The organism is Lederbergia sp. NSJ-179, assembly GCF_022867885.1.
In the GTDB taxonomy this organism is placed as follows: domain Bacteria; phylum Bacillota; class Bacilli; order Bacillales; family Bacillaceae_C; genus Lederbergia.
This window is the reverse complement of sequence record NZ_JALIFP010000041.1, coordinates 13334-35984: the sequence shown is the minus strand read 5'-3', so window position 1 is coordinate 35984 and position 22651 is coordinate 13334. Positions and strand designations below refer to the sequence as shown.

General features: G+C 40.6%; 40 protein-coding genes. All 40 read right to left on the bottom strand.

The features are described 5' to 3' along the window. Positions 1–394 precede the first annotated feature (394 nt). Positions 395–613: a hypothetical protein gene (locus MUB24_RS19845; protein WP_244707214.1), complete on the bottom strand. Its 219-nt coding sequence runs from the start codon at positions 611–613 to the stop codon at positions 395–397. After that, a complete protein-coding gene (locus tag MUB24_RS19840; RefSeq protein WP_244707212.1) occupies positions 610–1035 on the bottom strand; it encodes a conjugal transfer protein TrbL family protein in 426 nt (141 codons plus the stop codon). Before MUB24_RS19840 ends, MUB24_RS19845 begins: the two co-directional genes overlap by 4 nt. A gap of 85 nt (positions 1036–1120) precedes the next feature. Beyond that, positions 1121–1513: a 30S ribosomal protein S9 gene (rpsI, locus tag MUB24_RS19835; RefSeq protein ID WP_244707210.1), complete on the bottom strand. Its 393-nt coding sequence runs from the start codon at positions 1511–1513 to the stop codon at positions 1121–1123. A 258-nt stretch (positions 1514–1771) separates the two neighbouring features. Next, a complete protein-coding gene (gene rplM, locus MUB24_RS19830; RefSeq protein ID WP_244707208.1) occupies positions 1772–2209 on the bottom strand; it encodes a 50S ribosomal protein L13 in 438 nt (145 codons plus the stop codon). 192 nt (positions 2210–2401) lie between these two features. Beyond that, positions 2402–3154 carry a tRNA pseudouridine(38-40) synthase TruA gene (gene truA, locus MUB24_RS19825; protein ID WP_280517081.1) on the bottom strand — a complete coding sequence of 251 codons (753 nt, stop codon included), beginning with the start codon at positions 3152–3154 and terminating at the stop codon, positions 2402–2404. Between the two features lie 6 nt (positions 3155–3160). Beyond that, positions 3161–3958, bottom strand: a complete 798-nt coding sequence (locus MUB24_RS19820; RefSeq protein ID WP_244707206.1) for an energy-coupling factor transporter transmembrane component T family protein — start codon at positions 3956–3958, stop codon at positions 3161–3163. Continuing rightward, complete coding sequence (locus MUB24_RS19815; RefSeq protein ID WP_244707204.1) at positions 3955–4824, bottom strand: energy-coupling factor ABC transporter ATP-binding protein; 870 nt, start codon at positions 4822–4824, stop codon at positions 3955–3957. Before MUB24_RS19815 ends, MUB24_RS19820 begins: the two co-directional genes overlap by 4 nt. Continuing rightward, positions 4800–5648, bottom strand: a complete 849-nt coding sequence (locus MUB24_RS19810; protein ID WP_244707202.1) for an energy-coupling factor ABC transporter ATP-binding protein — start codon at positions 5646–5648, stop codon at positions 4800–4802. The genes MUB24_RS19815 and MUB24_RS19810 overlap by 25 nt, the downstream gene beginning before the upstream one ends. A gap of 393 nt (positions 5649–6041) precedes the next feature. After that, positions 6042–6404, bottom strand: a complete 363-nt coding sequence (rplQ, locus tag MUB24_RS19805; protein ID WP_244707200.1) for a 50S ribosomal protein L17 — start codon at positions 6402–6404, stop codon at positions 6042–6044. Positions 6405–6468: 64 nt separating this feature from the next. Next, a complete protein-coding gene (locus tag MUB24_RS19800) occupies positions 6469–7413 on the bottom strand; it encodes a DNA-directed RNA polymerase subunit alpha (protein ID WP_244707198.1) in 945 nt (314 codons plus the stop codon). 163 nt (positions 7414–7576) lie between these two features. Beyond that, on the bottom strand, positions 7577–7972 hold the full coding sequence (gene rpsK / locus MUB24_RS19795; protein WP_244707196.1) for a 30S ribosomal protein S11: 396 nt from the start codon (positions 7970–7972) through the stop codon (positions 7577–7579). A 28-nt stretch (positions 7973–8000) separates the two neighbouring features. Beyond that, complete coding sequence (rpsM, locus tag MUB24_RS19790; RefSeq protein WP_244707194.1) at positions 8001–8366, bottom strand: 30S ribosomal protein S13; 366 nt, start codon at positions 8364–8366, stop codon at positions 8001–8003. A 20-nt stretch (positions 8367–8386) separates the two neighbouring features. Beyond that, complete coding sequence (gene rpmJ / locus MUB24_RS19785) at positions 8387–8500, bottom strand: 50S ribosomal protein L36 (RefSeq protein ID WP_003156543.1); 114 nt, start codon at positions 8498–8500, stop codon at positions 8387–8389. 34 nt (positions 8501–8534) lie between these two features. Next, complete coding sequence (gene infA, locus MUB24_RS19780) at positions 8535–8753, bottom strand: translation initiation factor IF-1 (protein ID WP_244707192.1); 219 nt, start codon at positions 8751–8753, stop codon at positions 8535–8537. Continuing rightward, positions 8731–9066 carry a KOW domain-containing RNA-binding protein gene (locus MUB24_RS19775; protein ID WP_244707190.1) on the bottom strand — a complete coding sequence of 112 codons (336 nt, stop codon included), beginning with the start codon at positions 9064–9066 and terminating at the stop codon, positions 8731–8733. Before MUB24_RS19775 ends, infA begins: the two co-directional genes overlap by 23 nt. Before the next feature lie 15 nt (positions 9067–9081). After that, a complete protein-coding gene (gene map, locus MUB24_RS19770) occupies positions 9082–9828 on the bottom strand; it encodes a type I methionyl aminopeptidase (RefSeq protein ID WP_244707188.1) in 747 nt (248 codons plus the stop codon). Then, complete coding sequence (locus MUB24_RS19765) at positions 9828–10478, bottom strand: adenylate kinase (protein ID WP_244707186.1); 651 nt, start codon at positions 10476–10478, stop codon at positions 9828–9830. The genes map and MUB24_RS19765 overlap by 1 nt, the downstream gene beginning before the upstream one ends. Before the next feature lie 67 nt (positions 10479–10545). Continuing rightward, complete coding sequence (gene secY, locus MUB24_RS19760; RefSeq protein ID WP_244707184.1) at positions 10546–11838, bottom strand: preprotein translocase subunit SecY; 1293 nt, start codon at positions 11836–11838, stop codon at positions 10546–10548. 3 nt (positions 11839–11841) lie between these two features. After that, positions 11842–12282 (bottom strand): 50S ribosomal protein L15, encoded by a 441-nt coding sequence (gene rplO, locus MUB24_RS19755; protein ID WP_244707182.1) that lies wholly within the window; start codon positions 12280–12282, stop codon positions 11842–11844. Between the two features lie 32 nt (positions 12283–12314). Continuing rightward, complete coding sequence (rpmD, locus tag MUB24_RS19750; protein WP_244707180.1) at positions 12315–12497, bottom strand: 50S ribosomal protein L30; 183 nt, start codon at positions 12495–12497, stop codon at positions 12315–12317. A gap of 12 nt (positions 12498–12509) precedes the next feature. Continuing rightward, positions 12510–13010 carry a 30S ribosomal protein S5 gene (gene rpsE / locus MUB24_RS19745; protein WP_244707177.1) on the bottom strand — a complete coding sequence of 167 codons (501 nt, stop codon included), beginning with the start codon at positions 13008–13010 and terminating at the stop codon, positions 12510–12512. A 22-nt stretch (positions 13011–13032) separates the two neighbouring features. Next, positions 13033–13395 carry a 50S ribosomal protein L18 gene (gene rplR / locus MUB24_RS19740; protein WP_244707175.1) on the bottom strand — a complete coding sequence of 121 codons (363 nt, stop codon included), beginning with the start codon at positions 13393–13395 and terminating at the stop codon, positions 13033–13035. A 32-nt stretch (positions 13396–13427) separates the two neighbouring features. Continuing rightward, positions 13428–13964, bottom strand: coding sequence for a 50S ribosomal protein L6 (gene rplF, locus MUB24_RS19735; protein WP_244707173.1), 537 nt, complete (start codon positions 13962–13964; stop codon positions 13428–13430). 30 nt (positions 13965–13994) lie between these two features. Continuing rightward, entirely contained in the window at positions 13995–14393 is a 399-nt protein-coding gene (rpsH, locus tag MUB24_RS19730; RefSeq protein ID WP_244707171.1) for a 30S ribosomal protein S8, read from the bottom strand. 29 nt (positions 14394–14422) lie between these two features. Further along, a complete protein-coding gene (rpsN, locus tag MUB24_RS19725; protein WP_212973924.1) occupies positions 14423–14608 on the bottom strand; it encodes a 30S ribosomal protein S14 in 186 nt (61 codons plus the stop codon). Positions 14609–14632: 24 nt separating this feature from the next. Continuing rightward, entirely contained in the window at positions 14633–15172 is a 540-nt protein-coding gene (rplE, locus tag MUB24_RS19720) for a 50S ribosomal protein L5 (RefSeq protein WP_244707169.1), read from the bottom strand. A 26-nt stretch (positions 15173–15198) separates the two neighbouring features. Beyond that, entirely contained in the window at positions 15199–15558 is a 360-nt protein-coding gene (gene rplX / locus MUB24_RS19715; protein WP_244707167.1) for a 50S ribosomal protein L24, read from the bottom strand. 38 nt (positions 15559–15596) lie between these two features. Continuing rightward, positions 15597–15965 (bottom strand): 50S ribosomal protein L14, encoded by a 369-nt coding sequence (rplN, locus tag MUB24_RS19710; RefSeq protein ID WP_244707165.1) that lies wholly within the window; start codon positions 15963–15965, stop codon positions 15597–15599. A 43-nt stretch (positions 15966–16008) separates the two neighbouring features. Continuing rightward, positions 16009–16272, bottom strand: a complete 264-nt coding sequence (gene rpsQ / locus MUB24_RS19705) for a 30S ribosomal protein S17 (protein WP_244707163.1) — start codon at positions 16270–16272, stop codon at positions 16009–16011. Between the two features lie 25 nt (positions 16273–16297). Beyond that, positions 16298–16498 carry a 50S ribosomal protein L29 gene (rpmC, locus tag MUB24_RS19700; protein WP_244707161.1) on the bottom strand — a complete coding sequence of 67 codons (201 nt, stop codon included), beginning with the start codon at positions 16496–16498 and terminating at the stop codon, positions 16298–16300. Further along, entirely contained in the window at positions 16488–16922 is a 435-nt protein-coding gene (rplP, locus tag MUB24_RS19695; protein ID WP_244707160.1) for a 50S ribosomal protein L16, read from the bottom strand. Before rplP ends, rpmC begins: the two co-directional genes overlap by 11 nt. A 2-nt stretch (positions 16923–16924) precedes the next feature. Beyond that, positions 16925–17581 (bottom strand): 30S ribosomal protein S3, encoded by a 657-nt coding sequence (gene rpsC, locus MUB24_RS19690; protein WP_244707157.1) that lies wholly within the window; start codon positions 17579–17581, stop codon positions 16925–16927. Between the two features lie 3 nt (positions 17582–17584). Continuing rightward, positions 17585–17926, bottom strand: a complete 342-nt coding sequence (gene rplV / locus MUB24_RS19685; RefSeq protein WP_244707155.1) for a 50S ribosomal protein L22 — start codon at positions 17924–17926, stop codon at positions 17585–17587. A gap of 18 nt (positions 17927–17944) precedes the next feature. Further along, positions 17945–18223 (bottom strand): 30S ribosomal protein S19, encoded by a 279-nt coding sequence (gene rpsS, locus MUB24_RS19680; protein WP_244707153.1) that lies wholly within the window; start codon positions 18221–18223, stop codon positions 17945–17947. 41 nt (positions 18224–18264) lie between these two features. Beyond that, complete coding sequence (gene rplB / locus MUB24_RS19675; RefSeq protein WP_244707151.1) at positions 18265–19098, bottom strand: 50S ribosomal protein L2; 834 nt, start codon at positions 19096–19098, stop codon at positions 18265–18267. 35 nt (positions 19099–19133) lie between these two features. Further along, positions 19134–19418 (bottom strand): 50S ribosomal protein L23, encoded by a 285-nt coding sequence (gene rplW / locus MUB24_RS19670; RefSeq protein WP_244707150.1) that lies wholly within the window; start codon positions 19416–19418, stop codon positions 19134–19136. After that, on the bottom strand, positions 19418–20041 hold the full coding sequence (gene rplD, locus MUB24_RS19665) for a 50S ribosomal protein L4 (RefSeq protein ID WP_244707148.1): 624 nt from the start codon (positions 20039–20041) through the stop codon (positions 19418–19420). Before rplD ends, rplW begins: the two co-directional genes overlap by 1 nt. A 27-nt stretch (positions 20042–20068) precedes the next feature. After that, entirely contained in the window at positions 20069–20698 is a 630-nt protein-coding gene (gene rplC / locus MUB24_RS19660) for a 50S ribosomal protein L3 (RefSeq protein ID WP_244707146.1), read from the bottom strand. A 35-nt stretch (positions 20699–20733) separates the two neighbouring features. Beyond that, positions 20734–21042, bottom strand: coding sequence for a 30S ribosomal protein S10 (gene rpsJ, locus MUB24_RS19655; RefSeq protein WP_244707144.1), 309 nt, complete (start codon positions 21040–21042; stop codon positions 20734–20736). Between the two features lie 334 nt (positions 21043–21376). Then, positions 21377–22564: an elongation factor Tu gene (gene tuf / locus MUB24_RS19650; protein WP_244707141.1), complete on the bottom strand. Its 1188-nt coding sequence runs from the start codon at positions 22562–22564 to the stop codon at positions 21377–21379. Positions 22565–22651 lie beyond the last annotated feature (87 nt).

Below are 22651 nucleotides of genomic sequence, written 5' to 3'. Positions count from 1 at the left end.
AACCCACTCAAGTTAGATTTACCTAGTAACTAAATTATAGCAAAGGGTGTGATAATAAGAAAGTAAAAATTAAGTTATCCACAATTTTAAAGTGAAAACAAGGAATTTGGTTCAATTTGGTCTTAAAAATAGGAGGTTTAATTGACGGAACATTCAAAAATGTTGATAAGGTACTTTCCTTTAAAAAAGGGAACAAAATATAAATTTACTCCTCAGAGCTGGCTTTACTTATGTAATAAATTAGAATCAAAAAATAATCTGTGATACAATGTAAATATACAAATGGCTGTCTCGGGCGTGTGGTGTGCGTCCACATTATAATATGGGACAGCAAAACACCATAAAACAGGTTACCTCCTTGCGCAGTCGGTAGCCTGTTTTATTATTCATTTTGTTATTTTTTTAGTGATCTTTTTAACTCGCTTTTTAACATTTTTCTTTCTTGCCAAGCTTCCATTAAAACAGGATAGATTTTCATTTTCCACGAATAACTAATTGGCTTAACATTCCCCTTTATCATTTCATTTCTTAGCATTTTTCTCATGCGCAAACCACGCCATATAAAAATCAAAGGAATCACAATATAGGACAAATAATCAATGAAAATCTTCATGCAAATATTTTCCTAATCATCATCATTCTGGCCGCTATTTTTCCACCTTGATTCATCTTGCTTTTTCCTGCTCCTGTCGCATACCACATTGACCGAGTAACAGAAGGTCCACGAATCAATAATACGCATAGTCCAATTAGTAACATAAACTTGTACCACGACATATTTCTATTCGAACCAGTTAAGATTTCTACGACACCAACCATGGCAGCAACTTGTAAAACAATCGTAACAATTTGTGATAAAAATTCTCTCCACCAAACGCCAGCATAATTATTGTCTTCAGCCATAACGGATATGGCTGCCCATGGAGACACTAACGCTAAAAATAAAATATCTGCATGGTAGATACACATTTTATGAAAGAAAGTGCAGCAGATACCATTAATGATTTTCTCGATTTTTAACCAAAGGGTATTCAAGGGGTATTCAGCTCTATTTTTTAAATGAAAAACCCCTTCCCGTTTCTCTCGGGAAGAGGCTGTAAACGTTGATATAATAACGATATTAACGTTTTGAGAATTGTGGTGCACGACGTGCGCCTTTTAGGCCATACTTCTTACGTTCCTTCATACGTGGGTCACGAGTCAAGAGTCCTGCACGCTTAAGTGAGCTACGGAACTCAGGGTCTACTTCAAGTAGCGCACGAGCAATTCCGTGACGGATAGCTCCTGCTTGTCCTGTGTAGCCTCCACCTTTTACGTTGACTAAGACATTATAGCTTCCAACTGTTTCCGTTGCTGCTAATGGTTGTTTAATCACTTCACGTAATGTTTCAAATGGAATGTAGTCTTCTACTTCACGATTATTAATCACGATACGGCCGTCGCCTGGTACTAATCGTACACGAGCTACGGAGCTTTTGCGGCGACCTGTACCATAGTATTGAACTTGTGCCAATATATTGCCCTCCCTGTTTCTAAAATATTAAAAAGCATAAATTTTTCCCGAGGTCTAGCTCCGGCGTCCAGCGACTAGCAAATTTACGGTTTCTTCCTACGATAAGTCAACATCGATTCGTCCTTTTTAGGACTCATCGTGTTTCCTTTATCTCAGGCCAACAGGATGTTGGTCAGAACAGCGTTGCGCCAGGACGGCGCGACTTTAGCTGTTCATCCTTCGAATTTGTACGTCGCTAAACGGACGCCTACGCTTTTCTTAACCGCGAAGCTCGTAAGTTTGCGGTTGTTGTGCTTGATGTGGATGCTCAGCTCCAGCATACACATGTAGTTTTTTGAAGATTTGACGTCCAAGAGTACCTTTTGGAAGCATGCCTTTGATCGCAAGCTCTAACATTTTCTCTGGATATTTTGTACGCATTTCCAATGCTGTTCTTGATTTAATTCCACCAGCATATCCTGAATGGCGGTAATAGATTTTGTCCGTTAGTTTTTTACCTGTTAGTTCGATTTTTTCAGCATTAATTAAAATCACATGGTCACCTGTATCTACATGCGGTGTGAATGTTGGTTTATGCTTACCGCGCAAGATGGACGCAACTTCAGTAGCAAGACGACCTAGTGTTTTTCCTTCGGCGTCAATCACGTACCATTTACGTTCGATCTCGCTGGCTTTAGCCATATAGGTAGTACGCATTCATTACCCTCCTAAAATAAAAAATTGCAAATTCGTATTTATTTCATCATAATAAGTTTCCGGGGCTTATCATGGAATTAAAACAATACCATAGGATATCTTACCGTTTTTGACATGTAAAGTCAAGAAAAAAATGAATACACCTGGTTAAGTTGTTAAGATATCTGCCACGTTAACAGAAAACATTCCCGTCTATCCATCATAATCCACTTTCCAAAGGTATAAACCTTGTGGTGGGGCTGTTTTTCCTGCCAGTCGCCGGTCACAGCCTTCTAGGATTTGAAGCATCTCAGAGGCCTTTCTCTTCCCAGAGCCAACTTCTAATAATGTCCCAACAATGATTCTCACCATATTATGCAAAAAGCCATTTCCTGTAATCGTAAAGATCACCTCATCACCAGACTTCTCCAAAGTAATCTCCGTAATCTCCCTTACCTTATTCGTCATTTCTGTTTTTGCGGAACAGAAACTTGTAAAATCATAGGTTCCTATCAAATGCTTGGCTGCCGTTTGGATTTGTTGCAAGTCCAAAGAGAACGGATAATGAGTTGCAAAATAGTGTCGAAAAGGATCCCTCGTCTTTTGGGTGTACACTTTATATCTGTATGTTTTCCCCTTTGCATCAAAGCGAGCATGGAAATTAGGATCGACTTTCTCCAACTCTGTTATCACAAGATCATCTGTTAATAAGGCATTTAGTCCCTTTTGCCAGCTTTCTATCGGGATCTGTAAGGGAGAATCAAAGTGAATCACCTGCCCCCTAGCATGAACGCCTGCATCTGTCCGGCCAGATCCAACTATCTTGACCCTTTGCCCCTTGTGCATCTTCGCTAATACCTTTTCCAATTCCGCCTGAATCGTACGCCCATTTGGTTGAATTTGAAATCCAGAGAAGGCAGAACCATTATATGAAATCGTTGCTTTATAGCGTTGTATCTCGTCCATTCTAGATCACGACCTTAATAAGATCAATGCCACTGTTAATAAAATCAAAACAATCTCTGCCAATGTGTCTCTTACATGCCACTTTAAAACCCGGTATTTTGTGCGGCCTTCTCCCCCGCGATAACCCCTAGCTTCCATCGCTGTCGCTAATTCCTCCGCTCGTTTAAACGCACTCACGAACAGGGGAACCAGCAATGGAATAAAGGCTCGAATTCTTTGTTGCAATGACCCGCTAGAAAAGTCGACTCCCCTTGCCATTTGCGCTTTCATAATTTTATCTGTTTCATCCATCAAAGTGGGAATAAAACGAAGCGAAATCGACATCATTAAGGCAAGCTCATGAACTGGGAAACGAATCTTCTTCAACGGATGTAATAGACTTTCAAGCCCATCTGTCAAACTAATCGGTGTTGTCGTCAAAGTCAATAACGATGTGATTAAAACTAGTAAGAAGAAACGTAAAGATATAAAGATTCCCTGCCTAAGTCCTTCCTCATAAATCTTAATAAACCCCATTGAAAACAGAACATCTCCTTCTTTATTGAAAAAAAGCTGTAAGAAGAAGGTGAACAAGATTAGGAATAAGATCATCTTTAGACCATTAAATAAAAATGTAAGATTAATCTGAGCTAAAAAAAGAATCGCAAGGACCAATAGCAGGATCAATCCATATGTTGCAACATTATTGGCAAGAAAAATAATACAGATAAAGCCAAAAACAAATAATAACTTTGCCCGCGGATCAAGACGATGAAGTAGGGATGTTCCCGGAATATATCGACCAAATATCATTTTTTCCATCATGAGGAAGCACCACGTTTCTGATATTCTTTCAAAGCCTCGGTTAGCTCCTCGATGGTCAAGCATGTTTTATCTAGCTTTTGCCCTGCTCTTTGTTCAAACAAATATTGAAATTTCACAACCTCTGGTACATCTAACCCCAATTCCAATAATGCTTCTGGATCAGAGAATGTTGTCCTTGGATCAGCCACTTGTTCTACTTTGCCATGATTCATAATGACAATTTCATCCGCAAACTTGGAGGCATCTTCCATACTGTGAGTGACGAGAATGGTCGACAAATCCTTCTCTTTATGCAGTTGATAAAACATCTCCATAATTTCTGTTCTTCCTCTTGGGTCCAATCCTGCTGTAGGCTCATCCAGCACCAAAACCTCAGGCTCCATTGCCAGAACACCGGCAATCGCAACACGGCGCATTTGGCCCCCGGATAGTTCAAAAGGAGACTTTTGTAAAATATCCTCTGATAACCCTACTTCCTTAATTAAGGTTTTGGCCCTTGCTTGCGCCTCCTGTTCGGAAATGCCAAAATTCATTGGACCAAAGCAAATATCCTTTTCTACGGTTTCTTCAAATAATTGATGTTCAGGAAACTGAAAAACAATCCCTACTTTTTGTCTAATCGACTTTAAATCCTTTTCCTTCTTCTCAGCGTCAATCACACGGTCACCAATCATCACTTGTCCCTTCGTTGGTTGAATCAGCGCATTGAGATGTTGTAGAATAGTAGACTTACCTGATCCCGTATGCCCGATGATCGCAATGAAAATACCTTGGGGAATGGATAGGTTCACATCTTGAATAGCAAGTCGTTCAAACGGAGTGTTGATTTGATATCTGTACTCTACATCTCGAAGTGTAATGTCCATAATTCCTCCACCAACTCCGCATCTGTCAAATATTTATGAGGCAATGTAAAACCCCTTTGACGCAAAGAGTTTGCCATTTTAATTGAAAAAGGCATATCCAAGCCCAACTTTATTAATTCCTCATCTAATTGAAAAATATCATCCGGACGACCTTCTTTATACACTTCACCTTTATTCATAACAATGATCCGGTCCGCTTTTACCGCTTCTTCTAAATCATGTGTAATCGAAATAACAGTTAAATCCTGTTCCTCTTTTAAATGGCGAATGGTCTTTAACACTTCTTCACGGCCTAGTGGATCAAGCATAGAGGTCGCTTCATCCAATATAATCACCTGCGGACGCAACGCAATGACTCCAGCAATCGCCACTCTCTGCTTTTGACCGCCTGATAGATGATGTGGCTCTTGGTCAAGAAATGTCTCCATCGAAACACGTTCCAACGCATTTTGAACTCGTTCCTTCATCTCTACAAACGGAACTCCGTTATTTTCTAGGCCAAAAGCCACATCATCTTGAACAGTTGAACCAACAAATTGATTATCAGGATTTTGAAACACCATTCCCACTTGTTTCCGGATATCCCAAATGGTTTCATCGCTTAACTGGCATTTACCGACAAGTACCTTTCCCTTTTCAGGAAATTGCAGACCATTTAGAATTTTAGCAAGCGTCGATTTACCCGATCCATTATGGCCCACAATCGCAAGCCATTCCCCCTTTGCAATCGAGAAGGTAACATCTTTTAGTGCGTATTCTTTTTGGTCCTCATATCGAAAAGAAATATTTTGAATCGAGATCACCGGTTCTCTCTCTCCCACCATTCTATGACTCCTCTCAACTCAAGCACATCCTAAAGTTAAAGAAACGGCATTGAGATTTTATCTAAAAGCTAGTGGCCTTTTCATTTTATAAAGTCTGGAAATAGAAAAAAAGCCTGCACCTCACTCCAGGAAACAGGATCTTTATCTCCATCACAATTATGGATAAAAGGGAGGAGGCGCATGAGCTAGACAGGTCACAGGCAATAGCCTCTGCCTATCGTAACGCTCCTTTTTAGCTTTGTAAAATAAAAACAGATATGACGTACCATTCCGTTTTTGCTATGAACCCAGCCTGATAAACGTATAAACATTTTGAAGTCAGGGCAACATAGCAACAATACAATCCTAAAAAAAGGGAGAGCCAATACAGGATCGAACGGTCTCCCCCTTTTACTATACTAATTCAATCACAACCATTGGAGCCCCATCGCCACGACGTGGTCCTAATTTCATAATGCGTGTATAACCACCTTGTCGATCAGCATAACGAGGTGCAATGTCTGCAAATAGTTTTTGCACAGCATCCTGCTTCGTTTCCGCATCCGCAACTTCATGGCGGACAAATGATGCAGCTTGTCTGCGTGCATGTAAATCGCCGCGTTTGCCAAGTGTAATCATTTTTTCCGCAACGGAGCGAAGTTCTTTTGCCCGTGCTTCTGTTGTTTCTACACGTTCGCTAATAATTAAATCCGTTGTTAAATCACGAAGCATTGCTTTACGTTGTGAGCTTGTTCGTCCTAATTTTCTATAAGCCATCTCGTTTCCCTCCTTTGTCGAATCATGTTTGTAAAGGTTTAGCCGCAAAAAGGCTTACGTTCGATCAATCATCTTTGCGTAGGCCAAGCCCTAAATCTTCCAATTTTGCTTTTACCTCTTCCAAGGATTTTCTTCCTAGGTTTCGAACCTTCATCATATCCTCTTCAGACTTATTGGATAATTCTTGAACAGTATTAATTCCAGCCCGCTTTAAGCAGTTATAAGAACGAACCGAAAGATCCAACTCTTCAATTGTCATCTCTAAGACCTTTTCTTTTTGGTCTTCTTCTTTTTCAACCATAATTTCTGCGTTTTGAGCTTCATCCGTTAGATTCACAAAGATATTTAAATGCTCCATTAAAATCTTTGCGCCTAAAGAAATAGATTCCTTTGGACCGATACTTCCATCTGTCCATACGTCCAAAGTTAATTTATCATAGTTTGCCATTTGACCAACACGAGTATTTTCAACTTGATAATTCACTCGTAAAACTGGAGTGAAAATTGAATCTATCGGAATCACACCGATTGGTAAATCTTCACGCTTATTTTGATCAGCCGGTGTATAACCGCGTCCGCGTTTTGCAGACATGCGCAAACGGAAGTTAGCATTTTTCCCGAGTGTAGCAATGTGTAATTCCGGATTCAAAATTTCCACATCACTATCATGTAGGATATCAGAGGCCTTCACAACACCCTCACCTTGAGCATCTATTTCTAATGTCTTTTCTTCATCAGAGTAGACTTTCATAGCGAGTTTCTTAATATTCAGGATGATAGAGGTCACATCCTCCACAACCCCTTCAATAGTAGAAAATTCGTGTTGTACTCCTTCTATTTGGATAGACGTTACAGCAGCACCTGGGAGAGAAGATAGCAGGATACGACGCAAGGAGTTACCCAAAGTTGTACCATATCCACGCTCAAGTGGTTCTACAACAAATTTCCCATATTTGGCATCATGGTTGATCTCAATCGTTTCAATTTTCGGCTTTTCCATTTCGATCATTCAAATATACCCTCCTTCAAAACGTCGAAATTTCGAAAGGTATTTTCGAAATTCCCCATGTTACATTCCCGTTTGTGCAACAACTGGATGAAGAATTGATTCTAGCAAGCACAAATTCATATAGTACCCCATTATAGCCAAGGAATACATTATTTATACAGAATCAAACACGACGGCGTTTTGGTGGACGGCATCCGTTATGTGGAACAGGGGTGACATCTCTAATCGCTGTAACTTCAAGTCCTGCAGCTTGCAATGCACGAATGGCAGCTTCACGTCCTGCACCAGGTCCTTTAACTGTCACTTCAAGTGTTCTCATACCATGTTCCATCGAAACTTTCGCGGCTGTTTCTGCTGCCATTTGTGCAGCAAATGGAGTAGATTTACGAGAGCCTTTGAAACCAAGTGCTCCAGCCGACGACCAAGAAACAGCATTCCCTTGCGCATCAGTAATTGTAACAATTGTATTGTTAAAAGTAGAACGAATGTGAGCAATACCTGTTTCTATATGCTTTTTTACACGACGTTTACGAGTATTAGTTCTTGTTTTGCGAGCCATATTAATCTGTTACCTCCTTTACAATCAATTATTTTTTCTTACCTGCAACAGTTTTACGTGGGCCTTTACGTGTACGAGCATTGTTTTTCGTATTTTGACCACGAACAGGAAGACCACGACGGTGACGAAGGCCTCGGTAAGAGCCAATTTCCATTAAACGTTTCACATTCAATGAGACTTCACGACGAAGGTCTCCTTCTACTTTCAATGTATCCACGATATCACGGATTTTACTTAGTTCATCATCCGTTAGGTCACGAACACGAGTATCTTCAGAAACCCCAGCTTCTGCCAAAATTTTAACAGCCGTGCTTTTTCCAATTCCAAAAATATAAGTTAAAGCGATGACTACACGCTTTTCACGCGGAATGTCTACACCAGCAATACGTGCCATTATTTACTTACACCTCCTTATTATCCTTGTTTTTGTTTATGCTTCGGATTTTCACAAATCACCATGACCTTGCCTTTTCTGCGAATAACTTTACATTTTTCACAGATTGGTTTAACTGATGGTCTTACTTTCATTGTTTAAAACCTCCTTATGTTCGGAGTGCATGATTTATTTAAAACGGTATGTGATTCTTCCGCGTGTCAAATCATATGGAGAAAGTTCTACCGTTACTTTATCACCAGGCAATATACGAATATAATTCATGCGGATCTTACCTGATACATGAGCAAGTACCGTATGGCCATTTTCCAACTCTACCTTAAACATGGCGTTCGGTAAAGTATCAATGACGGTCCCTTCCACTTCAATTACATCTTCTTTCGCCATCTAATCCGTCTCCCTTCTCTACAACATCCAGAATCTCTTCTACAAAATTGGTCAGTGCCCATCGCAATTTCCCGTTTGTAACTCTACCCGCTTCTGTTAAACTGTCCTGAACTTCTGAAGAAACATAGTCGTAAAGTGTTAGATGTTGAATATTCTTCTTTTTGGGACGATCAAATTTCCTTCGATCCCCATCTGCGATGAGAACAAATTTCTCATCGACAAATTTAATGATAATCGCGAATTGTCCTGCATCTCGACCCTTGTTTATAAGTACGATTTGACCTATTCGAGGTGTCGAATCAGAGTCATTCAACCAGATCACCTGCACTTAAATTTTAGTTAAAATCTCATAACCTGTTTCTGTAATGGCAATTGTATGTTCAAAATGTGTACACATCTTTCCATCGACCGTTACGACAGTCCAGTTATCCGCCAATGTTTTGACGTAACGAGTACCTGCGTTTACCATAGGTTCAACACAAAACACCATTCCGGGTCTTAAACGAGGGCCTTTATTAGGTGGCCCGTAGTGAGGAATTTGTGGGTCCTCATGTAAATCTTGGCCAATTCCATGTCCAACGTATTCACGAACAATGGAAAAACCTTCTGATTCTACGTATTCTTGAATGGCATGGGAAATATTCGAAAGACGAACCTCCGGCTGTGCCTCATCTAAGCTTAAGATTAAGGACTTTTCTGTAACATCAAGAAGTTTCTGAGTTTCATCATCAATTTCGCCAACTGCATAGGTCCAGGCTGAATCACCATGATAGCCATTATACTTGGCCCCAATATCAAGACTAATAATATCGCCCTTTTCCAACACTCTTTTTCCGGGTATACCATGTACTAGTTCTTCATTAACAGAGACACAAATGCTACCTGGGAATCCATTATATCCTTTAAAGGAAGGATAAGCATCATGTTCCTTGATAAACTTCTCAGCTATGGAATCCAATTCTTTCGTCGTAATCCCTGGCTGAATAAATTTCTTAAGTTCTTGATGCGTAAGTGCAACAATCTTACCAGCTTCTCGCATAATATCCATTTCACGAGGTGTTTTGCAAATAATCATTATACCAAACCTTTAAGTAAAAAATCAATATCTGCAAAAACTTGATCCATATGCTGCTGACCATTAATATTTTTCAAATAACCTGTTGTTTGATAGAAATCAAGAAGTGGTTCTGTCTGTTTCAGATTGACTTCAAGACGATTTTGAACCGTTTCTGCATGATCATCTGCTCTTTGATAAAGCTCGCCACCACAACGGTCGCAGATCCCCTCTTTTGCAGGGGGATGAAATACAAGATGATAAGCAGCTCCACAGTTTTTACAAATCCGACGACCCGTAAGGCGTTCCATCAAAATATCCTGATCTACTTGAATATTGATTACATAATCAATTTTCTTCCCCATTTTTTCCAAAATAGCTTCAAGGGCTTCTGCTTGTGCAACAGTTCGCGGAAATCCATCGAGCAGAAAACCGTTTTTACAATCAGGTTTATTTAATCGTTCTTGAACAATTCCAATTGTCACTTCGTCTGGTACAAGCTCGCCGTTATCCATATAGGACTTGGCTTTTAATCCCAGCTCTGTACCCTCTTTCATTGCTACACGAAACATATCTCCTGTAGAAATATGTGGCGTCCCATATTTTTCTACAATTTTATCGGCCTGGGTACCTTTCCCGGCACCTGGAAGGCCCATTAAAACTAAATTCATTCGTAATGCCCCCAAGCATCTAAATGGTACAGGAACAAAAGTAACCTTGTCCCTACAACCATTTCGATTATTTAATGAAGCCTTTATAGTGGCGCTTCACCAACTGGGCTTCCAATTGTTTCATCGTATCAAGTGCAACCCCTACAACAATCAAAAGACTAGTACCGCCTATTTGAACGGATTGTGGCAGCCCTGCAAATTTAATAAAGAAAACAGGCAATATAGAAACTAGCGCAAGGAATATCGATCCAATAAAGGTTAATCGGTATAATACATTTGTTAAATAAGTCTGCGTGTTTTTCCCCGGACGTATCCCTGGTATATACCCGCCTTGCTTCTTCAAATTTTCAGCTACCTTTTCGGGATTCACTTGAACAAATGCATAAAAATAGGTGAACGCAATGATAAGTGCGAAAAAGATGACCATTCCTATTGGCTTTGTATGGTCAAAGATATACTGGATGGTTCCAGCCGCTTTTCCAGACGAGAAAAAGGTGGCGATCGTTTGTGGTGTCACCATAAAGGCACTGGCAAAAATAACAGGGATAACGCCAGCGGCGTTTACCTTTAATGGCAAGTGAGTGTTATGTCCACCAACTGGGTTACGTCCATCTACTCTCTTTGCGTACTGAATAGGGATTTTGCGCAATGCTTGCTGAACAAAAACAACTCCTACTACAATCGCAATCACAACCAAAATAAGCAGCAACAAAACAATAATGCGTAAGAAAAGCTGCTCACCAGGATTTTCAAACTGTTGCGCATAGATTTGATTGACAGAAGTTGGTATGGCCGCTACAATCCCAGCAAAGATGATAATCGAAATCCCATTCCCTGCCCCTTTGGCTGTAATTTCTTCCCCAAGCCACATAAGGAAAGCTGTTCCGGCTGTCAACACAATCGCAATCGTTGCATACGTCATAATACTTGGATCTTTAATCAGTTGTAAATCTGTCATTCGGTTAAATCCGAATGCCATCCCTGTTGACTGAATAAGAGCAAGCACAATCGTGAAATAACGTGTAAACTGAGCGAGCTTACGTCGTCCCATTTCACCTTGCTTTGACCACTCCGTAAACTTTGGTACAACATCCATTTGTAATAATTGAACAATAATGGAAGCAGTAATATAAGGCATGATCCCCATTGCAAAAATGGAGAAATTCTGCAGTGCTCCACCACCAAATATGTTCATGAAGCCAAATAGACTAGCTTGATCCTGAAGTTTTAAAACTTCAGCGTCTACACCGGGAACTGGAATAAAGGCTCCTAATCGAAATACAACTAACATTAGTAAGGTGAAAAGGATTTTTTTTCGAATATCACCCACACGCATTAAGTTGGAGATTGTCTGAAACATGAATTAGATCACCTCAGTTTTACCGCCTGCAGCTTCAATTGCCTCTTTGGCAGCAGAGGAAAATTTATTCGCTTTTACTGTGAGCTTTCTCTCGATGTTGCCTTTAGCAAGAATTTTAATACCCGACTTTTCGTTTCGAACCACACCCGTTTCAATAAGAAGTTCCGGAGTCACTTCCGTACCATCCTCAAAACGATTAAGTGTATCTAGGTTTACAATGGCAAACTCTTTACGGTTGATATTAGTGAATCCTCGTTTCGGTAATCGTTGGAAAAGCGGAGTTTGACCACCTTCAAATCCCAAACGAACACCACCGCCTGAACGGGAATTCTGACCTTTTTGGCCTCTACCCGAAGTTTTTCCGTTCCCAGAACCAATGCCACGACCAACACGGTTACGGGTTTTACGGGAACCTTCAGCAGATTTCAACTCATGAAGTTTCATAGTTGGCACCTCCTTATCTATAAAAAGTAAAATTATTGTTCTTCAACAGAAACAAGATGAGATACTTTATGAATCATGCCACGAATCGAATCATTATCCTCGTGTTCTACTGTTTGATTAACTTTTTTTAGTCCTAAGGCCTTAATTGTTTCACGTTGGCTTTCTGTACGACCAATAAGGCTGCGAGTAAGGGTAATTGTCAATTTATTTGCCATGATAATCCCCCCTTAACCTAACAGTTCTTCTACTGTTTTATTACGTAATTTCGCAACGTCCTCAGCACGTTTTAAGTTTTTAATTCCTTCAATTGTCGCACGTACCATATTAATTGGTGTACTTGAGCCTAATGATTTGGACGTAATATCTGCAACCCCAGCAAGTTCAAGTACCGCACGAACAGGTCCACCAGCAATAACTCCTGCACCTTCACTCGCAGGTTTAAGCAGAATTTGTCCGCCACCATAACGACCAATGATTTCATGAGGAATCGTAGAACCAACTAAAGGTACTTCAACCATCCTTTTCTTGGCATCTTCGATTGCCTTGCGAATGGCATCAGGAACCTCCTGAGCCTTTCCTGTACCAAAGCCGACATGTCCGTTTTTATCTCCAACAACAACAAGAGCAGTAAAACGGAAGCGACGTCCGCCTTTTACAACTTTTGCTACACGATTAACAGTCACTACACGTTCTTCTAGTTCAAGTTTGTTCGCATCGAATTGACGCATTTATCGTTTCCCTCCTTTTTCATTAAAATTCCAAGCCGTTTTCACGAGCTGCTTCGGCTAGTGCTTTAATTCTTCCATGATACAAATATCCGCCTCTATCAAATACAACGGATTTATATCCTTTATCAGCGGCACGCTTTGCAATGAGTGCCCCTACTTGTTTAGCGCCTTCCACATTCCCCGCAGATTTTAAATTGAGCTCTTTATCAAGGGTAGATGCACTAGCCAATGTGACACCTTTTTCATCATCAATTAATTGTGCGTAAATGTTTTGATTGGAACGATATACGTTTAAACGAGGACGCATTTCTGTACCACTTAATTTTGATCTTACACGAGCATGTCTCTTTTTGCGCACTTTGTTTTTATCTGGTTTGGTGATCAATACGAGTCACTCCTTTCAGTACCTAAGCGGCATTATTTACCGGTTTTCCCCTCTTTACGACGAACCATTTCACCTTCATACCGAATCCCTTTTCCTTTATAAGGCTCAGGCGGACGAACGGCACGAATATTTGAAGCTAAAGCTCCTACATTTTCCTTATGGTAACCTTTAATAATCACTTTTGTATTATTGGGAACTTCAATTTCAGTTCCTTCTTCAGGTTCAAATTCCACTGGGTGTGAATACCCTACATTTAGAACAAGTTTATTCCCTTGCTTTTGGGCACGGTAACCAACACCAACAAGTTCTAAGTTCTTTTCAAATCCTTTAGAAACACCATCAACCATATTCGCAACGAGAGAACGGGTTGTTCCGTGCATAGAGCGGTGTTCTTTAGAATCAGAAGGTCGAGTGACATGAATGATATTGTCCTCAACGCTAATTTTGATATCAGAATGAAATGTATTTGTCAGTTCACCTTTTGGCCCTTTAACAGTAACAGTATCTCCGTTCTGCTCAACTGTAACGCCAGCAGGAATTTCAATTGGTTTTTTCCCTATACGAGACATTTTGTTGCACCTCCGTTCTTCAGACCCATATTACCATACATACGCAAGTACTTCCCCGCCAACTTGCTTGGCTCTTGCTTCTTTGTCCGTTAACACACCTTGAGAAGTAGAGACGATTGCGATACCAAGACCGTTAAGTACTTTTGGTACTTCATTTGCCTTTGCATAAACCCGTAATCCAGGTTTACTGATACGCTTTAGACCGGTGATTACTCGCTCATTATTCGGACCGTATTTCAAGAAAATACGAATAATACCCTGCTTATTATCTTCGATATATTCGACATCGCGAACAAATCCTTCTTGTTTAAGGATTTCAGCGACACCTTTTTTAATATTTGAAGCTGGAACTTCCAATTTATCATGTCGTACCATATTCGCATTGCGAATACGTGTAAGCAAATCTGCAATTGGATCAGTCATAACCATTTACATTTACCTCCTTCCCAGTATCGGTCTTACCAACTGGCCTTCTTAACGCCAGGAATTTGACCTTTATATGCCAGTTCACGAAAACAAATACGGCAAAGTTTAAATTTACGGATGACAGAATGTGGTCGTCCACATCTTTCACAACGTGTATATTCTTGAACTTTAAACTTTGGGGTACGTTTCTGTTTCACAACCATTGATTTCTTAGCCACTTTTACGCCTCCCTTATTTAGCGATTACTTTTGGAATGGCATTCCAAATGCAGTCAATAATTCACGTGCTTCCTCATCGGTATTCGCCGTAGTGACGATCACAATGTCCATACCGCGAACTTTGTTTACTTTATCATAATCAATTTCAGGGAAGATTAACTGTTCTCTAACACCTAGTGTATAGTTTCCGCGGCCATCAAAAGCTTTTTTGGAAATTCCACGGAAGTCACGCACGCGTGGGAGAGATACTGAAATCAATTTATCAAAGAAGTCATACATACGCTCTCCACGAAGCGTTACTTTCGCACCGATCGGCATTCCTTCCCGAAGGCGGAATCCAGCAATAGAGTTTTTCGCTTTCGTTACAACTGGTTTTTGACCCGTAATTTGGCTAAGCTCTTCTACAGCATTATCGAGCATTTTAGCATTTTGAACAGCATCGCCAACACCCATATTGATCACGATTTTCTCAATCTTAGGGACTTCCATAACTGATTTATAATGAAACTTGCTCACAAGAGCCGGTGTAATATCTTTTTCAAATTTTTCCTTTAGGCGGTTCATGTCGTGTACCTCCCTTCATCTGCTTACTATATAATCTTTTTAGCTACATCTTTATCAAGGATTTCGCCCGATTTTTTAGATACACGGACGCTCACTTCTTTTTCAATTCCATTTTTGCCTTTAATAGTCACACGTTTATAACCGATTCTTGTAGGTTCATTTGTTTTTGGATCAATGATCATCACATTAGACACATGGATGGCAGCTTCTCGAGAATCAATCCCACCTTGAGGGTTATCTTGTGAAGGCTTAGAGTGCTTTTTCACAACATTAACACCTTCGACAAGCACACGGTCTTTTTGAGGGTAAGCAGCAAGAACTGTGCCAGTTTTCCCTTTGTCTTTACCGGTGATAACCATTACTTTATCCCCAGATTTAATTTGCATTACATCGCACCTCCTTGAGTAACCGTATCATGGTTTTATTAAAGAACCTCTGGAGCCAGAGAGATGATTTTCATAAAATTTCTATCGCGTAGTTCACGTGCAACTGGTCCAAAAATACGAGTTCCACGAGGTGCTTTGTCATCACGTATAATGACACAGGCATTTTCGTCAAATTTAATATAGGAGCCATCAGGACGCCTGGCACCACTCTTTGTACGCACAATAACGGCCTTTACAACCTCACCTTTTTTGACAACGCCTCCTGGTGTTGCATGTTTAACTGTGCAAACAATCACATCGCCAATATTGGCCGTTTTACGGCCTGATCCACCTAGTACTTTAATGGTAAGTACTTCACGAGCACCAGAATTGTCAGCAACTTTCAATCTAGATTCTTGTTGAATCATCTAGTTTACCTCCCTTCGGAAACCATGTATCCGGATCATGTCATTAAATAATGATTGCTTTCTCAACAACCTCTTCCAAACGAAAGCGTTTTGTAGCTGATAATGGGCGAGTTTCCATAATCCGAACAATATCGCCAACTTTCGCTTGATTCTGTTCATCATGTGCTTTAAACTTTTTAGAATACTTGACGCGTTTACCGTATAATGAATGCTTTTTGTAAGTTTCCACCATGACAGTAATGGTTTTATCCATTTTGTCAGAAACCACACGTCCTGTATAAACTTTGCGCTGATTGCGTTCACTCATTTTCCGCTAACCTCCTCTCCGGTTATCAATTGTTAACTTCGAGCTCTCTTTCACGAACAACAGTTTTCAATCGAGCAATTGATTTGCGAACTTCGCGAAGGCGGGCGGTGTTTTCAAGTTGCCCTGTAGCTAATTGGAAGCGAAGGTTAAATAATTCTTCCTTCAAAGATTTTACGTTTTGTTCAATTTCGGCAGTGGTTAAATCACGGATTTCATTAGCCTTCATTTGGTTCACCACCAATTTCTTCTCGTTTTACAAACTTACATTTAATGGGAAGTTTGTGTGCAGCTAGACGAAGAGCTTCTCTTGCTACCTCTTCTGGAACTCCAGCAATTTCAAACATAATTTTTCCTGGCTTTACAACCGCAACCCATCCTTCAGGTGCACCTTTACCGGAACCCATCCGAACTTCAAGAGGTTTTGCTGTGTATGGTTTGTGAGGGAAAATTTTGATCCAAACTTTACCGCCACGTTTCATATAACGAGTCATCGCGATTCTCGCTGCTTCAATTTGACGGCTTGTAATCCAAGAAGCTTCTGTTGCTTGAAGACCGTAGTCTCCGAAAGCTACATCTGTACCGCCTTTTGCACGACCACGCATTTTACCACGATGTTCGCGACGATATTTTACACGTTTAGGCATTAACATGATTATTTTCCTCCTTCCACAGATTTTTTCTTTTCTGGAAGGATCTCTCCACGATAAATCCACACTTTCACACCAAGTTTACCGTAAGTTGTGTCTGCTTCAGCATGAGCATAGTCAATATCAGCGCGAAGTGTATGAAGTGGAACAGTTCCTTCGCTATAGTGTTCGGCACGAGCAATATCAGCCCCACCAAGACGACCTGACACCATCGTTCTAATTCCATCGGCACCTGCACGCATTGTCCGTTGGATCGCTTGTTTTTGCGCACGACGGAATGATACACGATTTTCTAGTTGCCTGGCGATATTTTCTGCTACCAATTTAGCATCAAGATCCGCCTTCTTAATTTCAATAATATTAATATGAACTCGCTTGTTTGTAAGTTTATTTAAAGCTTTACGTAAAGCTTCAACTTCGCTACCACCTTTACCGATAACCATGCCCGGTTTGGCCGTGTGGACCGTGATATTCACACGATTTGCAGCACGTTCAATCTCAACACGTGATACGGAGGCATCAGCTAAACGCTTCGCAATGTATTCGCGAATTTTAATATCCTCATGCAATAAAGTTGCATATTCTTTATCGGCATACCATTTCGATTCCCAGTCACGGATGATACCAATACGCATACCGATTGGATTAACTTTTTGACCCACAGATTACCCCTCCTTCTTTTCTGATAGCACAATTGTAATATGGCTTGTGCGCTTATTAATTTGACTTGCACGACCTTGTGCACGTGGACGAAATCTTTTCATTGTTGGTCCTTCATCAACATAAGCTTGAGAAACCAATAGATTATTGATGTCCATATCATAGTTGTGTTCTGCATTTGCAACGGCAGATTTTAACAGTTTTTCTACGATTGGGGAGGCAGCTTTTGGAGTTAGTTTCAAAATGGAAACTGCTTCGCCCACTTGCTTTCCTCGAATAAGATCAACGACTAGACGTGCCTTACGAGGAGCAATTCGTACTGTTTTAGCAACGGCTTTTGCTTGCATGATGTTGCCCTCCTCTCATTAGCGTTTAGTTTTCCTATCGTCCCCGGCGTGACCTCTGTAGAGGCGAGTTGGTGCAAATTCACCAAGTTTATGGCCAACCATATCTTCACTAATATATACCGGTACATGCTTGCGGCCATCGTAGACTGCAATGGTGTGCCCGACAAAGCTTGGGAAAATAGTTGAACGGCGAGACCAAGTCTTTACAACTTGTTTCTTATCATTTTCATTTAATTTTTCCACTTTTGTAAGCAAATGTTCATCTGCAAATGGGCCTTTTTTTAGGCTGCGTCCCATACTAGAACCTCCCTTCGTAATTATGCTACGGTTCAATCCGCTTATTTTTTACGACGACGCACAATAAATTTATCCGATGTATGATTCTTTTTCCGCGTTTTGTAGCCAATGGTTGGTTTACCCCAAGGTGTAACAGGTGATTTCCGACCTATTGGTGTACGTCCTTCCCCACCACCATGCGGGTGATCGTTCGGATTCATAACAGATCCGCGAACATGTGGACGTTTGCCCTGCCAGCGTGAACGTCCTGCTTTACCGACATTCACTAGTTCATGTTGTTCATTACCTACTTGACCAACTGAAGCACGGCATGTAGCAAGAATCATGCGAACTTCACCAGAATTCAAACGAACAAGAACATACTTAGTACCTTCTTTACCCAAGACTTGGGCAGAAGTTCCCGCGGAACGGACTAATTGGCCGCCTCTACCAGGTTTTAATTCAATATTGTGTACAAAAGTACCCACTGGAATATTGGCTAATGGAAGGGCATTTCCAACTTTAATATCGGCATCAGCACCAGACATGACTTCCATGCCCACTTGAAGATTTTTGGGGGCAAGTATATAACGTTTCTCCCCATCATGATAATGAATTAATGCAATGTTTGCGGAACGATTTGGATCATATTCGATTGTAGCAACGCGTCCTGGTATACCATCTTTGTTGCGTTTAAAATCAACTACACGATATTGACGCTTATGACCACCGCCGCGATGACGAACTGTCATTCTACCTTGATTATTACGACCGCCTTTTCGATTAAGAGGCTCTAGCAATGTTTTCTCTGGTTTATCTGTCGTGATTTCAGAGAAATCCAAGCCTGTCATGTTACGACGTCCGTTTGAGGTAGGTTTGTATTTTTTGATCGCCATTGTATTCCCTCCTCTTTCGTTAGTTTAAACCGAACTTATACTTCAAAAAATTCAATCTCATTGCTATCTTCCGTTAAAGTAACAACTGCTTTACGGCGCTTGTTTGTATATCCTACAAAACGACCCATGCGTTTGAATTTCCCTTTATAATTCAGCACATTCACTTTTTCGACCTTCACATCAAAAATTTGTTCGACCGCGTTTTTGATCAGCGTTTTATTCGCCTTCACGTCTACTTCAAAAGTGTATTTCTTTTCAGCCGTTTGTTCCATAGAACGCTCTGTAATGATGGGGCGCTTAACAACATCACGTACATCCATTACCCAAGCACCTCCTCTACTTTTTCAACTGCGGCTTTCGTTAAGATCAATGTTTGATGATTGGTAACATCGAGTACGTTCAAGTTAGATGCTTCAATCACAGTAATTCCAGGAATATTTCTTCCTGATAATTCTACATTTTCATCCACAGTATCTGTGACGACTAAAGCCTTTTTGCCAACAGGAAGATTCGCTAATACCTTCACAAATTCTTTTGTTTTTGGTGCTTCAAAGCTTAGTGATTCTAATACAAGAATACTTTCTTCACGCACTTTTGTTGATAATGCCGACTTGATGGCTAAACGACGAACTTTCTTGGGAAGTTTGTAACTATAGCTGCGTGGAACAGGACCAAATACTGTACCACCGCCACGCCATTGTGGAGAACGAATGGAACCTTGACGAGCACGACCTGTTCCTTTTTGCCGCCATGGTTTTGCACCACCGCCACGTACTTCCGAACGATTTTTCACTTTTGCGGTTCCTTGTCTTAAGGAAGCTCTTTGCATCACAATTGCTTCAAACAATACATGATTGTTTGGTTCGATTCCAAAAACAGATTCATTAAGATCAATCTCACCGACCTTAGAGCCTGCTTGACTATATAATGCTACTTTCGGCATTCTTGTTTCCTCCTTTCTCTCGTTGTCTTACTTCACTTTAATTCCAGTCTTAATTTCTATTAAAGCTTTCTTAGGTCCAGGAACATTCCCTTTCACTAAAAGCAAGTTACGTTCTGCATCAACTTTAACGACTGGAAGGTTTTGAATTGTAATTCTTTCTCCACCCATACGGCCAGGTAATGCTTTTTGTTTGAATACACGCGCTGGGTCAACAGCACCCATTGATCCTGGTCTTCTATGATAGCGAGAACCATGGGACATAGGTCCGCGTGATTGTCCGTGGCGTTTAATGACGCCTTGGAATCCTTTCCCTTTGGAAACTCCTGATACATCTACTAAATCGCCTTCTGCGAAAATATCAACTTTGACTTCTTGACCAACTTCATATTCATCAAGATTTACTCCGTTAAATTCACGGATGAAGCGCTTAGGTGCAGTATTTGCTTTCGCAACATGTCCTTTTTCTGGTTTGTTCGAAAGTTTATCACGTTTATCATCAAAACCAAGTTGAACAGCTTCATATCCATCTGTTTCAATCGTCTTCTTTTGAAGCACTACGTTAGGGGCAGCTTCAATAACTGTTACAGGGATCAATTCACCATTTTCAGCAAATACCTGCGTCATACCGATCTTTCTACCCAAGATTCCTTTGGTCACAAGTCACACCTCCTGATTTTCTATAAAATTTATTATTATAATTTAATTTCAATGTCAACGCCTGATGGCAGGTCCAATCTCATTAGTGCATCTACAGTTTGTGGCGTAGGATTCACAATATCAATAAGACGTTTATGTGTACGCATTTCAAATTGTTCACGAGAATCCTTATATTTGTGCACCGCACGAAGAATTGTGTATACCGTTTTCTCAGTTGGCAATGGAATTGGCCCTGAGACACTCGCTCCCGAACGTTTTGAAGTTTCAACAATCTTTTCCGCTGATTGATCCAAAATTCTATGATCATACGCTTTTAATCTAATACGAATCTTTTGTTTTGCCATTACTTTCCCTCCTTTTCGCCTATTTTTAAAATAGACATACTCCGTGAAAATTTCCTACACACTCGCCATGGCAAAGCGGCCGGGTGTGTCAGCAACCTTCCACATCATTGCAGTCAAAGACCAACATTATTGATTATACATAAATCCTACACCAGATGCAATAAAATCTAGATAATTTCTATAACTATTTTCAACGTTTCGATTATACATAGTTTTATCCATGGAAGCAAGTTTGTAAATAACGGGGATTTCTTTATGGAGTTTTTCTTATTAAGGAAGGGAACCAAAAATAATGGAGCAAGCAGAAAATCCCTGCTTGCTCCATATTTCATCATTACTTTTCAATAACAGTTACAACACCAGATCCTACAGTACGTCCACCTTCACGAATAGAAAAACGAGTTCCGTCTTCAATCGCAATTGGGGAAATCAATTCTACTGTCATCTCGATGTTATCCCCAGGCATTACCATCTCAGTACCTTCTGGTAATGTAACAATACCAGTTACATCCGTTGTACGGAAATAGAATTGCGGACGATAGTTTGAGAAGAATGGAGTATGACGTCCACCTTCTTCTTTTGAAAGCACATAAACTTCAGCTTTGAAGTTTGTATGCGGAGTAATCGTTCCAGGCTTAGCCAATACTTGACCACGTTGGATATCTTCACGAGCAACACCACGAAGTAGTGCACCGATGTTGTCACCAGCTTCCGCATAATCAAGAAGCTTACGGAACATTTCAACACCTGTTACAGTTGTTTTGCTAGCTTCTTCAGCAAGACCAATGATTTCAACTTCGTCACCAACTTTAACTTGACCACGTTCTACACGACCAGTCGCTACAGTACCACGGCCTGTAATGGAGAAAACGTCCTCAACAGGCATCATGAATGGTTTGTCAGTGTCACGCTCTGGAGTTGGGATATATTCGTCTACGGCATCCATCAATTCAACAATTTTTTCTTCCCATTCTGCATCACCCTCAAGAGCTTTAAGAGCAGAACCTTTGATAACAGGGATATCGTCCCCAGGGAAATCATATTCAGATAGAAGATCACGAATTTCCATTTCTACTAGTTCTAGTAATTCTTCGTCATCAACCATATCGCATTTGTTCATAAATACCACAATGTAGGGAACACCTACGTTACGAGATAGAAGGATATGCTCACGAGTTTGTGGCATTGGGCCATCAGCTGCAGAAACAACAAGAATAGCGCCATCCATTTGTGCAGCACCAGTAATCATGTTTTTAACATAGTCAGCGTGTCCTGGGCAATCTACGTGTGCATAGTGACGTGATTCAGTTTCATATTCCACGTGAGAAGTAGAAATTGTAATTCCACGTTCGCGCTCTTCTGGAGCATTATCGATCATATCGTAACCTCTTGCTTCTCCGCCACCTCGTTTTGCCATAACAGTCGTGATAGCAGCAGTAAGAGTAGTTTTACCGTGGTCAACGTGACCAATTGTACCAATATTAGCATGTGATTTGGAACGATCAAATTTTTCCTTAGCCATTAGGAAATCCTCCTTTTAATTAGAAAATAGTAAGTATAAGAGACGCTCCAAAATAGAAGCATTTCCAAGCGACTCTTTGCATATCTA

Bases quoted from the DNA above. Each gene is read 5' to 3' on its own strand.
- MUB24_RS19845 (WP_244707214.1), bottom strand. From the start codon at position 613: ATGAAGATTTTCATTGATTATTTGTCCTATATTGTGATTCCTTTGATT.
- rplM (WP_244707208.1), bottom strand. From the start codon at position 2,209: ATGCGTACTACCTATATGGCTAAAGCCAGCGAGATCGAACGTAAATGG.
- truA (WP_280517081.1), bottom strand. From the start codon at position 3,154: ATGGACGAGATACAACGCTATAAAGCAACGATTTCATATAATGGTTCT.
- MUB24_RS19820 (WP_244707206.1), bottom strand. From the start codon at position 3,958: ATGATGGAAAAAATGATATTTGGTCGATATATTCCGGGAACATCCCTA.
- MUB24_RS19815 (WP_244707204.1), bottom strand. From the start codon at position 4,824: ATGGACATTACACTTCGAGATGTAGAGTACAGATATCAAATCAACACT.
- MUB24_RS19810 (WP_244707202.1), bottom strand. From the start codon at position 5,648: ATGGTGGGAGAGAGAGAACCGGTGATCTCGATTCAAAATATTTCTTTT.
- rplQ (WP_244707200.1), bottom strand. From the start codon at position 6,404: ATGGCTTATAGAAAATTAGGACGAACAAGCTCACAACGTAAAGCAATG.
- MUB24_RS19800 (WP_244707198.1), bottom strand. From the start codon at position 7,413: ATGATCGAAATGGAAAAGCCGAAAATTGAAACGATTGAGATCAACCAT.
- rpsK (WP_244707196.1), bottom strand. From the start codon at position 7,972: ATGGCTCGCAAAACAAGAACTAATACTCGTAAACGTCGTGTAAAAAAG.
- rpsM (WP_244707194.1), bottom strand. From the start codon at position 8,366: ATGGCACGTATTGCTGGTGTAGACATTCCGCGTGAAAAGCGTGTAGTC.
- rpmJ (WP_003156543.1), bottom strand. From the start codon at position 8,500: ATGAAAGTAAGACCATCAGTTAAACCAATCTGTGAAAAATGTAAAGTT.
- infA (WP_244707192.1), bottom strand. From the start codon at position 8,753: ATGGCGAAAGAAGATGTAATTGAAGTGGAAGGGACCGTCATTGATACT.
- map (WP_244707188.1), bottom strand. From the start codon at position 9,828: ATGATTATTTGCAAAACACCTCGTGAAATGGATATTATGCGAGAAGCT.
- MUB24_RS19765 (WP_244707186.1), bottom strand. From the start codon at position 10,478: ATGAATTTAGTTTTAATGGGCCTTCCAGGTGCCGGGAAAGGTACCCAG.
- secY (WP_244707184.1), bottom strand. From the start codon at position 11,838: ATGTTTCAGACAATCTCCAACTTAATGCGTGTGGGTGATATTCGAAAA.
- rplO (WP_244707182.1), bottom strand. From the start codon at position 12,282: ATGAAACTTCATGAGTTGAAATCTGCTGAAGGTTCCCGTAAAACCCGT.
- rpmD (WP_244707180.1), bottom strand. From the start codon at position 12,497: ATGGCAAATAAATTGACAATTACCCTTACTCGCAGCCTTATTGGTCGT.
- rpsE (WP_244707177.1), bottom strand. From the start codon at position 13,010: ATGCGTCAATTCGATGCGAACAAACTTGAACTAGAAGAACGTGTAGTG.
- rplF (WP_244707173.1), bottom strand. From the start codon at position 13,964: ATGTCTCGTATAGGGAAAAAACCAATTGAAATTCCTGCTGGCGTTACA.
- rpsH (WP_244707171.1), bottom strand. From the start codon at position 14,393: ATGGTTATGACTGATCCAATTGCAGATTTGCTTACACGTATTCGCAAT.
- rplE (WP_244707169.1), bottom strand. From the start codon at position 15,172: ATGAACCGCCTAAAGGAAAAATTTGAAAAAGATATTACACCGGCTCTT.
- rplX (WP_244707167.1), bottom strand. From the start codon at position 15,558: ATGCAAATTAAATCTGGGGATAAAGTAATGGTTATCACCGGTAAAGAC.
- rplN (WP_244707165.1), bottom strand. From the start codon at position 15,965: ATGATTCAACAAGAATCTAGATTGAAAGTTGCTGACAATTCTGGTGCT.
- rpsQ (WP_244707163.1), bottom strand. From the start codon at position 16,272: ATGAGTGAACGCAATCAGCGCAAAGTTTATACAGGACGTGTGGTTTCT.
- rpmC (WP_244707161.1), bottom strand. From the start codon at position 16,498: ATGAAGGCTAATGAAATCCGTGATTTAACCACTGCCGAAATTGAACAA.
- rplP (WP_244707160.1), bottom strand. From the start codon at position 16,922: ATGTTAATGCCTAAACGTGTAAAATATCGTCGCGAACATCGTGGTAAA.
- rplV (WP_244707155.1), bottom strand. From the start codon at position 17,926: ATGCAAGCAAAAGCCGTTGCTAAAACAGTACGAATTGCTCCTCGTAAG.
- rpsS (WP_244707153.1), bottom strand. From the start codon at position 18,223: ATGGGACGCAGCCTAAAAAAAGGCCCATTTGCAGATGAACATTTGCTT.
- rplB (WP_244707151.1), bottom strand. From the start codon at position 19,098: ATGGCGATCAAAAAATACAAACCTACCTCAAACGGACGTCGTAACATG.
- rplW (WP_244707150.1), bottom strand. From the start codon at position 19,418: ATGGATGTACGTGATGTTGTTAAGCGCCCCATCATTACAGAGCGTTCT.
- rplD (WP_244707148.1), bottom strand. From the start codon at position 20,041: ATGCCGAAAGTAGCATTATATAGTCAAGCAGGCTCTAAGGTCGGTGAG.
- rpsJ (WP_244707144.1), bottom strand. From the start codon at position 21,042: ATGGCAAAACAAAAGATTCGTATTAGATTAAAAGCGTATGATCATAGA.
- tuf (WP_244707141.1), bottom strand. From the start codon at position 22,564: ATGGCTAAGGAAAAATTTGATCGTTCCAAATCACATGCTAATATTGGT.